This window comes from Actinomadura meridiana, from assembly GCF_039537545.1.
GTDB lineage: Bacteria > Actinomycetota > Actinomycetes > Streptosporangiales > Streptosporangiaceae > Spirillospora > Spirillospora meridiana.
In genome coordinates, this window is sequence record NZ_BAABAS010000011.1 from 102,162 (window position 1) to 111,587 (window position 9,426).

The following is a 9,426-nucleotide window of genomic DNA, read 5'->3' on the forward strand; positions in this document are numbered from 1 at the left end:
GCGTTCACAACCCCACCCATACCGGACGATGCTACGCGCGTCCCGCGGTCGGCGCGCGTACGCCGACTAGAGTGCGTCCCATGGCCAGACCGCTGGTGATCAAGGTGACGGCGGGCGCGGACGCCCCCGAGCGCTGCAATCAGGCGTTCACGGTGGCCGCCGCGGCCGCCGCGAGCGGGGTGCCGGTGTCGCTGTGGCTCACCGGCGAGTCCGCGTGGTTCGCGCTGCCGGGGAAGGCGGCGGAGTTCTCACTGCCGCACGCCACTCCCCTGGACGACCTGCTGACCGTGATCCTCACCACGGGAGGCGTCACCCTCTGCACGCAGTGCGCGGCCCGCCGGGACATCGGGCCGGACGACGTCGTGCCCGGCATCCGCATCGCGGGGGCGCCGACGTTCGTCGAAGAGGTCACCCGGGACGACGTCCAGGCGCTCATCTACTGACCTTCGGCGGGCCGTGAGCGCGATGACCACGCCCGCCGTGACGGCGCCCGTGAGGCCGAGGACCAGGTCACCGATGGTGTCGCGGTAGGCGGTGGTGGCCTCGGGCGTGTCGAGGATGAACAGTCCGTACTCGGCGACCTCCCAGCAGATGGCCGCGACCGCGCCGATCCCTGCACAGCAGAGGGCGAGCGTCCAGGAGTTGAGGCCGCCCCAGCGGCGCAGCGCGATTCCGGCGGCGGCGCAGAGGAGCGCCCAGTTGCCGAAGTGGCAGGCGTCGTCGAACCATCCGACGGTGTCGTAGAGGTCGGCCGCGTTGCCCGCGACGTCGATGAGGAACGGTGCGGTCACCAGGAGGTCGATGTCCCACGGGAAGGGTTTTCCGCGTCCGCGCAGGGCCCAGACCAGGGTGACGAGGAGGGCGGCGGCGGGGTAGGCGACCGCGCGGGCGCCCATGGCCTTGTCGGCGAACCGGTCCCATTCGGGGAAGGCGACGGCGAGGGCCAGGAGTGCGGCGAGGGACGCCTTGGCGAGGAGGGCGGGGGGACGCCATCGGGGATTGCTCATGACCGCAGCGTGACGGTCCGCCGGGCGCTTCCGCATGGGCGCGGATACTCAGATTTCGGTCACAGGTACTCAGGACAACCCGGGTGCGACGCGGAAGGTACAAGTGGCGTAGAACGGTTATAGATCATCCGGAACAGCCGACGCCCGACCGAGTGGAGCCGCATGGTCGACATCCCCGCCTGGGCCTGGGGCGCGACGATCGCCGTGATCATCGCGCTGTTCGTGTTCGACCTGCTCGTCGCCGTCCGGCGGCCGCATCGGGTCGGGCTGCGGGAGGCCGCGTTCTGGTCGGCGTTCTACATCACCGTCGCGATCGTGTTCGGCTTCGTCGTGTGGGCCGCCGTCGGGCCGACCGCGGGCACCGAGTACTTCTCCGGCTGGGTGGTCGAGAAGAGCCTGTCGGTCGACAACCTGTTCGTCTTCGTGATCATCATGGCGCGGTTCGCCGTCCCCGAGGAGTACCAGCAGAAGACGCTGCTGTTCGGGATCGCGGCGGCGCTCATCCTGCGGGCCGTGCTCATCGCGATCGGCGCCGCCGCGATCAATCTGTTCTCGTTCACGTTCCTGATCTTCGGGTTGATCCTGATCTGGACGGCGGTGCAGCTCGTCCGGCACCGCAACGAACAGCCGGACGTGGAGGACACGTTCATCGTCCGCAGCGCGCGCCGGTTCTTCCCCGTGGGCACCGGTTTCCATGGCGGACGGATGCTCGCGCACGAGGACGGCCACCGCGTGGTGACACCGCTGGTCCTCGTGTTCATCGCGATCGGCAGCACGGACGTTCTGTTCGCGCTCGACTCCATCCCCGCCGTGTTCGGCGTGACGAAGGACGCCTACCTCGTCTTCTGCGCCAACGCCTTCGCGCTCCTCGGGCTGCGCGCCTTGTACTTCCTTATCGAGGGGCTGCTGGAACGGCTCGTGTACCTGTCGATCGGGTTGTCGACCATCCTCGGGTTCATCGGGGTGAAGCTCATCTTGCAGTTCCTGCATGAGGACGTGACGGAGTCGGTGCCCGAGATCCCGACGCCTTTGTCGCTCGGCGTGATTCTGGTGATCCTGCTGTTCACCACGGCGGCGAGCCTGGTCCGCGTCCACCACCATCCGGAGGAGAGGGCGCAGGCGGGCTCCATCCGCACGCCGCGCGAGAAGCGGCCCCGCGAGGAGGAGACCTCGTCCCGCCGCTAGAGGATCGGGCCGCCGGTCGCCCGGATGTTCTGCCCGGTGGCCCAGCGCGCATCGGGCCCGAGCCACTTCGCCATTCTTTCGGGCATATCGGAACGGGACCATGCGAAACCGAGTGATTCCCCTGCGTGATCATTGCCGGTGGGTGAAGATGTCGCCATGTCGTTCCCGCTGATGCGCAACTATGACCGGATCAACGTGGTGGCCGACCTGGACCCGGCCCCGGCGGCGCGTGACGCCGAGCTGGGCGAGCGGATGCGGGCTCATCCCAAGCTGTTCCCCGCCGGCTCGCCCGACTTCGGTTTCGCGATCCAGGACGGCCGGGGCTGGCGCATCGGGTCGAGCGGCGGGTCCGACCCGGAGGGGTCGCGGCGCTCGATGGCGGTCCATTTCCGGCTGACGTCCCGCAAGGAACCCGACGAGGCGCCGCGACGCGCGATGCTGGCCGCCGCCGACCGGCTCGACCCGCCGGAGGGCGAGCAGCTCGTCAAGGACGAGTGGGAGATCGGCGACTGCCGCTACCGGGTGATCCGGATCGAGAAGTACACGCTGATCGGCGGGGGCGTGATGGAGCCGCCGAGGGCCACCGACACCGACCCGCCGGACGAGTCCCGGCTGCTGGCCGGTCATCCGATCGACCCGCTCGCGCCGACCGGGCAGTGGCAGACCCAGCTGAAGCTGAATCTGGCCGGATATCTGCCGATCCCCGGGACCGCCCCGGAGCAGGTCGAGGCCGAGGCCCGGCACGCCATCCAGACCCATCCGGGGGTCGTTCTGCTCCCGCCGACGTTCACGGTGGTGGAGATCGACGGCGACTCCTGGCAGCCGTTCTCCGGCGGGGACGGGCCCCACTCCGCGCGGCACAACCTGGCGGCGTACTTCACCGAGATCCTGCCGCTGCTGCGCAAGTACCAAGGTGACCCGGCCTCCAAGGAGGAACTCGCCGAGTGGGGCGAGGCGGCGGAGCAGATCGAGTCGTCCCCCGGCCCCGAGTTCAGTGCGTTGGGACGACGGTTCCGCACGGTTCGCGTGTCGCGGTTCATGCGGCTGGGGCGGGACGGTCCGGAGGGCCCCCGTCCCTCCGACCAGGAACGATACGGCCTCAACGCCAACCGCTAGCGGCGGGATCGCCGGTCAGCCCATGGTCTTGGAGCCGTCCAGGGCCTCGCGGATGATGTCGGCGTGCCCGGCGTGCTGGGACGTCTCGGCGATGATGTGCAGGAAGACCCGGCGGACCGACCAGTGCGTCTCCTGGAACCACGGGGCCTTCGGGAGGGGCAGGAGGGCGTCCAGGTCGGGCAGGGTGTCGACCAGTCCGTCGGTCCGGCGGGCGACCTCGTCGTAGGCGGCCAGCACCCCTTCGAGGGTCTCGCCGGGCAGCATCCGGAACTCGTCGGCGCGCCGGGCGTAGTCCTCCTCGGTCAGCTCGGTGAAGTCGGGCATGGCGGACGGGCCGTCCACGATGGTGTTCACCCAGTTCCGCTCGACCGCGGTGACGTGCTTGATGAGGCCGCCCAGGCACAGCTCGCTGGCCGTCGTCCGCTGCCCGGCCTGCTCGTCGGTGAGGTCACGGGTCGTGAAGCGCAGGAAGTGGCGGTGCTTGGCCAGCATCACCAGCAGGTCGGCGCGCTCCTGGGTGGTCGGCTCGTTGATCGTCATGGTCATGTCTCCGCCTTCGGTCTTGTCCGTTTCGCTCCAACAACCACCACGCTAGGAGCCATAGCGGCCACTTTTTGTCCTAAAAGCGGACAGACTTAGCGGTATGGCGAACACCAGCACCCGAACGTTGCGGCTGCTGTCCCTGCTCCAGACCCACCGGTTCTGGCCGGGGACGGAGCTGGCCGAGCGGCTCGACGTGTCCGTCCGCACCCTGCGCCGCGACGTCGAACGGCTGCGGGAGCTGGGCTATCCGGTCGAGGCACGGCGCGGCGCGGACGGCGGATACCAGCTGGCGGCGGGCGCGGTGCTGCCCCCGCTGGTGATCGACGACGAGGAGGCCGTCGCGCTGGCCGTGGGCCTCCAGACAGCGGCGCAGGGCGCGGTGGAGGGCATCGCCGAGTCGTCGGTGCGGGTGCTGGCCAAGGTCGTGCAGGTGATGCCGGTGCGGCTGCGGCGCCGGGTCGAGGCGCTGCGGGCGATGACCGTGCCGACCGGGTGGGGCGCGGCGTCCGGGACGAGCGTCGACGCGTCCGTCCTCACCACGATCGCGCTGGCCTGCCGGGACAGTGAGCGCATCCGCTTCGGCTACACCTCGGCGGGCGGCGACCGGACGGAACGCGAGGTCGAGCCGCACCGGCTCGTCCGGCTGGGGCGGCGCTGGTATCTGGCGGCGTACGACCTCGTCCGGCAGGACTGGCGCAGTTTCCGCGTCGACCGGCTTTCCGGGCCGGAGACGACCGGGGCGCGGTTCCGTCCACGCGAGTTGCCGGCGGTGGACGCGGCGGAGTTCGTCCGCGTCAACGTGGACGAACGGGGAACCCGCTCCTGCCAGGTGGAGGTGATCGTGGACGCGCCCGCCGGGGTCGCCAGGAAACGGATCGGCCGGTGGAGCACGATCGAGGAGATCGACGCCGACCACTGCCGCGTGCACATGACGGCCGACGGTCTGGAATGGCCGACATCGGCGCTGGGCATGGTCGGCGCCGACTTCCACATCGTGAAACCGCCCGAGCTGCGCGCCTATGTTCAGGAATGGGCGGCTCGCTTCGGGCGCGCCTGACGGACACGGTGGACGAGGTCGTTCACGGCCTCCGGCCATTGGGCGTGGTCGAAGGAGAATCCGGCGTCCAGCAAACGGCCGGGGACGACGCGGCGGCTTTTGAGAAGGAGTTCGGTGTCCGTGCGCAGGGCCAGGGCTCCTATTTCAGCCATCCATTTCGTCGCGGGGAGCCCCACCGGGACACCCCACGCGGAACGCAGCGCGCGCATGAATTCACGTTGCGGCAGCGGGCCGGGTGCGGCGAGATTGACCGGGCCGTCGAGGTCGTCGCGACCTATCAGGAATTCGACGGCGCGGACGAAATCGTGGTCGTGGATCCACGAGACGTATTGCGCACCGCCCGCGACCGGGCCGCCGAGGCCGAGTCGCGCCAGCCACAGCATGACGTCGAAGACGCCGCCGCGATCGGGGCTCATCACCATGGCGGAACGCAGGGCGACCTTTCGGGTGGACGGGGTCTCGGCCCGCCGTTGCGCCCTTTCCCACGCCTTGGCGATCTCCACGCTGTAGGACCAGTAGCGCGGGACGCCGGTCTCGTCGCCGCCGATCACGCCGGTCGCCTCGTCGTTGGGCGCGTCGAACCGGTGCGCGTAGATCGTCGCGGTGCTCATCTGCAACCAGACCCCGGGCGGACGGGCGGCGGCCGCGATCGCCTCACCCACGGCTGCGGCGGAGCGGACCCGCGAATCCATCATGGCCTGGAGGTTGTCGGGCGTGTATCGGCAACTCACGCTGCGTCCGGCGAGGTTGATCACGACATCGGCGCCGTCGATCGTCTCCGCCCACGGGCCGAGCGTCTCGCCGTCCCAGCGGATCTCGTCGTCGCGCCGGGGCGTCCGGGTCAGCACCACGACCTCGTGGCCCGCCGCGGTCAGCGCGCGGTTCAGGATCGTCCCGACCTGCCCGGTCCCACCGGGGATCACCAGCTTCATCGCGTCCCACCTTCCGGTCCGTGCGGACGAGCCTAACGCAGAAAGTTGAACGTGTTCAAAGAGGGCCGACCTCTCCGCGTTACGCAGGGCTTTCAACCTCGCGGTTGACTCGACGGAACCGGGCGCCCTACGGTGGTGTTTCAACCACAAAGTTGAAACGAGGGGGGCGATGACCGCCGACACGCTGTCGCGGGTCTTCGCCGCGCTCGCCGATCCGACCCGGCGCGACATCGTGGCCCGGCTCGCCGATGGGGACGCGACGGTGAACCAGCTGGCCGAGCCGTACGAGATGACGCTCCAGGCGGTGTACAAGCACCTGCGGGTGCTGGAGGACGCCGGGCTGGTGAGCCGCCCGCGCGGCCCGCAGCCCCGGCCGGTGCGGCTGGAGGCCGGAGTGTTCGACCTGATGGACACCTGGATCGAGCGTTACCGGCGCCGGGCCGAGCAGCGGTACCGCCGTCTCGACGCCGTCCTGGCGGAGCTGACCGAGACCGACGAGAAGGATGGAGCCGCCCATGACCAGGGAGACGTCCATCGAGGCTGATCCGGAACTGCCGATCATCCGCATGACCCGCGACTTCGCGGGGACGCCGGAACAACTGCTGCGCGCCCACACCGACCCGGTGTTGTTCGCCCGATGGATCGGTCCGAACGGCATGGAGACGCGGATCGACCAGTGGGACGCCCGCACCGGCGGATGCTGGCGGTACGTCTCGTTCCGCGACGACGCCGAGTACGCCTTCCGCGGCTGCTTCCACGAGATCCGTCCGGACCGCATCGTGCAGACCTTCACCTTCGAGGGCGAACCGGACGGCGTCGCGTTGGAGACGCTGCGGTTCGAGAGCCTCGGCGAGGGCCGCACGCGGCTGCGCGTGCAATCCCTGGTCGACAGTTTCGAAGGACGCGACGCCTGGCTGGCCAGCGGCATGGACACCGGCCTGAACGAAGGCCACGCAAAGCTCGAAAGGATGCTCACCGATGGCTCTGTCTGACCACCCCGCCGAACGGCACCGGGAGATCGGCCTGCTGTTCACCGACCGGGTGAAGGGGACCTCGTCCTGGGACGTCCCGTCCCCGGTCGACGACTGGACCGCGCGCGACGTCGTCCGGCACCTGACCGAATGGTTCCCCGCGTTCCTGGCGTCGGGCGCCGACATCGAACTGGCGGGCGGGCCGTCCGTGGACGACGATCCGGTCGCCGCGTGGCAGGTCCACTGCGACGCCGTCCAGGCCCTGCTGGACGACCCGGCGACCGCCGACCGCGTGCTGACCAACCCGCACATCGGCTCGCTGCCCCTGGACCGCGCGATCGACCAGTTCTACACGTCGGACGTGTTCATGCACACCTGGGACCTGGCGCGCGCCACGGGCCAGGACGACCGGTTGGACGCCGAGTTCTGCGGCATGCTGCTGTCCGGGATGGAACCGATCGACGACATCCTGCGGTCCTCCGGTCAGTACGGCCCCAAGATCGCGGTGCCGGACGACGCCGACGCGCAGACCAGGCTGCTGGGATTCATCGGCCGCGACCCTTTCTGGACGCCCCCGAACTAACCCCCGACCTCGACAAGCCCGGTCCTGGTGGCGCGCGTTGCCCCCGCGCCACCAGGACCTACCTGCCTACCGACCTACACATGCCTACCGACCTACCCGTCTACCGACCTACCGCTACGCCGACGACGTCGCGCGTTCGCCGAGCGGGAAGGCGCGTCGGGCCAGCTCGTCGTAGGGTTTGCCCGCCGCGGCGGCGTCGCCGCGTCCGATGAGGCTGCCGAGGTACGCGCACAGGAAGCCGATCGGGATCGACACCAGCGCCGGGTCGGTCAGCGGGAACAGGTGCGAGTCGCCCATGACGTCCGGGCCGACCACGACCAGCCCCACGGACGACACCAGCCCGCCGATCAGGCCGACGATCGCGCCGGACCGGTTGAACCGCCGCCAGTAGATGGTCAGGACCAGCACCGGCATCGTCGTGCTGGCGGCGACGGCGAACGCCAGGTTGCCGAGGAACGCGATGTTGAGCGTCTTGGCCCACAGGGCGATCAGGATCGCGACGATCGAGACGACCGCCCCGGCGAACCGGCCGATGAACAACTGCTGCCTGGGCGACACCTCGCCCCGTTTGATCGCGACGGTGTACAGGTCGTGCGCGACCGCGCCGGACGTGGCGATCGCCAGGCCCGCGAGCACCGCCAGGATCGTCACCATGACGACGGCCGCGACGATGGAGAAGAACAGGTTGCCGCCGATGGCCTCGGCCAGGCGGGGCGCGGCGAGGTTGCCCGCCTTGTTGTCGGCGATGATCCGGGCCTTGCCCACCTCGTTGAGGGCGGCGTATCCGAAGAGCGGCAGCGCGATGAAGAACCCGCCGAAGATCCACAGCGCGATGTGGGCGGAGTCGCGGGCGGCCTTGGAGTCGCGGACGGTGAGGAACCGCACCATGACGTGCGGCAGGCCCATCATGCCGAGCAGCATGCCGAGCGTCAGCGACACCGTGTCCAGCGAGTCGGTGAAGCCCTCCTGGTGCGGCGCGATCACGCCGTCGCCGAAGTGGGCGGCGGCGTCCTTCATCGGGCCGAGCGGGTTGCCGCCGCTGTCGGCCATCACCATGACCAGCAGCGCCACCGCCGTGACGAGCAGCACGCCCGCCTTGAACACCTGGATATAGGTCGTCCCGACCATTCCGCCGAGAATGGTGTAGACGGTCATCAGCACGCCGATGATGATCACCGCGGCGGGGAAGTCGATGCCGAGCAGGAGTTGCGCGAGCAGTCCCGCCCCGACGAACTGGATCACCATGTAGATGACGCTGATCGCGAGGCTCGACACCGCCATCGCGGCGCGCAGCCCGCGTCCCTCGAACCGGGCCGCGACGGCGTCGGCGAGGGTGTAGCGGCCGAGATTGCGCAGCGGCTGGGCGATCACGAGCATCATCAGCAGGTACGCCGCGGGGACACCGACCGCCAGGTAGAAGCCGTGGAACCCGGTCAGCGCGACCGCGCCGGTGATGCCGAGGAAGGACGCGGCGGAGAGCTGGTCTCCGGCGAGGGCGAGCCCGTTCTGCCAGCCGCCGACCCGTCCGCCCGCGACGTAGTGGTCCTCGGTGCTCTTGTTGCGGCGGGCGGCGTAGGTCGTCAGCGCCAGGGTGATCACGATCAGCGCGGCGACGATGCTGACTGCGGTGCCGTTCATCGGCGTCCCCTCTCCTCGATCCGGGACGTCCACCTGATGTAGGCGACGCCGCCGAGCAGGGGCAGCACGACGACGACCAGACCGGCGGCGTACCCGGCGCCGATCCCGTTCGAGACGCCGTTGAAGACGCCCGTGAACGTGGTCAGCACGGGATACGCCATGAAGACGACGATGGTGACCGCCGCCGCGGTGAGCACCGTGCGCTTGTGCCGCCGGATCATCGCGTCGTGTTCCGCGTGGGACGCGGGCGGCGGGGTCTCGGCGGGTTCGGGTTCGGGTCCGGTCGTCGGATGTTCAGGGGGGTGGGCCATCCGGGTGCGCCTCCTCTGGTGGCAGCAGCGCCGAGCAAGGACCCGTATAGGAAAACATATACGAAGTCGTAGAGGAAGCCCCT

General features: G+C 69.8%; 11 protein-coding genes and 1 pseudogene. 7 read left to right on the forward strand and 5 right to left on the reverse strand.

Annotated features, from left to right (window positions below):
* Window positions 1-80 precede the first annotated feature (80 nt).
* On the forward strand, window positions 81-443 hold the full coding sequence (locus tag ABD808_RS20120) for a DsrE family protein (RefSeq protein WP_344898877.1): 363 nt from the start codon (window positions 81-83) through the stop codon (window positions 441-443).
* 24 nt (window positions 444-467) lie between these two features.
* On the opposite strand, the pseudogene ABD808_RS38770 reads toward ABD808_RS20120, so the two are convergent.
* Window positions 468-1,043, reverse strand: a pseudogene (locus ABD808_RS38770) (DUF2238 domain-containing protein); the annotation flags it as partial.
* Between the two features lie 126 nt (window positions 1,044-1,169).
* On the opposite strand from ABD808_RS38770, the gene ABD808_RS20125 reads away from it, so the two are divergent.
* Window positions 1,170-2,192 (forward strand): TerC family protein, encoded by a 1,023-nt coding sequence (locus tag ABD808_RS20125; protein ID WP_344898879.1) that lies wholly within the window; start codon window positions 1,170-1,172, stop codon window positions 2,190-2,192.
* A 156-nt stretch (window positions 2,193-2,348) separates the two neighbouring features.
* Window positions 2,349-3,308 (forward strand): DUF5954 family protein, encoded by a 960-nt coding sequence (locus ABD808_RS20130; RefSeq protein ID WP_344898881.1) that lies wholly within the window; start codon window positions 2,349-2,351, stop codon window positions 3,306-3,308.
* A gap of 15 nt (window positions 3,309-3,323) precedes the next feature.
* On the opposite strand, the gene ABD808_RS20135 is transcribed toward ABD808_RS20130, so the two are convergent.
* Window positions 3,324-3,848 carry a DinB family protein gene (locus ABD808_RS20135; protein ID WP_344898883.1) on the reverse strand — a complete coding sequence of 175 codons (525 nt, stop codon included), beginning with the start codon at window positions 3,846-3,848 and terminating at the stop codon, window positions 3,324-3,326.
* A 103-nt stretch (window positions 3,849-3,951) separates the two neighbouring features.
* On the opposite strand from ABD808_RS20135, the gene ABD808_RS20140 reads away from it, so the two are divergent.
* The gene (locus ABD808_RS20140; RefSeq protein WP_344898885.1) at window positions 3,952-4,908 is read left to right on the forward strand and encodes a helix-turn-helix transcriptional regulator; all 957 of its coding nucleotides are present in this window, start codon (window positions 3,952-3,954) and stop codon (window positions 4,906-4,908) included.
* On the opposite strand, the gene ABD808_RS20145 is transcribed toward ABD808_RS20140, so the two are convergent.
* The gene (locus ABD808_RS20145; RefSeq protein ID WP_344898887.1) at window positions 4,875-5,840 is read right to left on the reverse strand and encodes a TIGR01777 family oxidoreductase; all 966 of its coding nucleotides are present in this window, start codon (window positions 5,838-5,840) and stop codon (window positions 4,875-4,877) included. The genes ABD808_RS20140 and ABD808_RS20145 overlap by 34 nt on opposite strands.
* 169 nt (window positions 5,841-6,009) lie before the next feature.
* On the opposite strand from ABD808_RS20145, the gene ABD808_RS20150 reads away from it, so the two are divergent.
* Genes ABD808_RS20150 through ABD808_RS20160 form a run of 3 tightly spaced genes read left to right on the forward strand, consistent with a single transcriptional unit; the run spans window position 6,010 to window position 7,394 of the window.
* Window positions 6,010-6,384 (forward strand): ArsR/SmtB family transcription factor, encoded by a 375-nt coding sequence (locus tag ABD808_RS20150; RefSeq protein ID WP_344898889.1) that lies wholly within the window; start codon window positions 6,010-6,012, stop codon window positions 6,382-6,384.
* On the forward strand, window positions 6,356-6,832 hold the full coding sequence (locus ABD808_RS20155; RefSeq protein ID WP_344898891.1) for an SRPBCC domain-containing protein: 477 nt from the start codon (window positions 6,356-6,358) through the stop codon (window positions 6,830-6,832). The genes ABD808_RS20150 and ABD808_RS20155 overlap by 29 nt, the downstream gene beginning before the upstream one ends.
* Window positions 6,819-7,394: a TIGR03086 family metal-binding protein gene (locus ABD808_RS20160; protein ID WP_344898893.1), complete on the forward strand. Its 576-nt coding sequence runs from the start codon at window positions 6,819-6,821 to the stop codon at window positions 7,392-7,394. Before ABD808_RS20155 ends, ABD808_RS20160 begins: the two co-directional genes overlap by 14 nt.
* Before the next feature lie 114 nt (window positions 7,395-7,508).
* Here ABD808_RS20160 and ABD808_RS20165 read toward each other — a convergent pair whose 3' ends face one another.
* Window positions 7,509-9,032: a solute symporter family protein gene (locus tag ABD808_RS20165; protein WP_344898895.1), complete on the reverse strand. Its 1,524-nt coding sequence runs from the start codon at window positions 9,030-9,032 to the stop codon at window positions 7,509-7,511.
* Entirely contained in the window at window positions 9,029-9,343 is a 315-nt protein-coding gene (locus ABD808_RS20170) for a DUF485 domain-containing protein (protein ID WP_344898897.1), read from the reverse strand. The genes ABD808_RS20165 and ABD808_RS20170 overlap by 4 nt, the downstream gene beginning before the upstream one ends.
* Window positions 9,344-9,426: the final 83 nt, after the last annotated feature.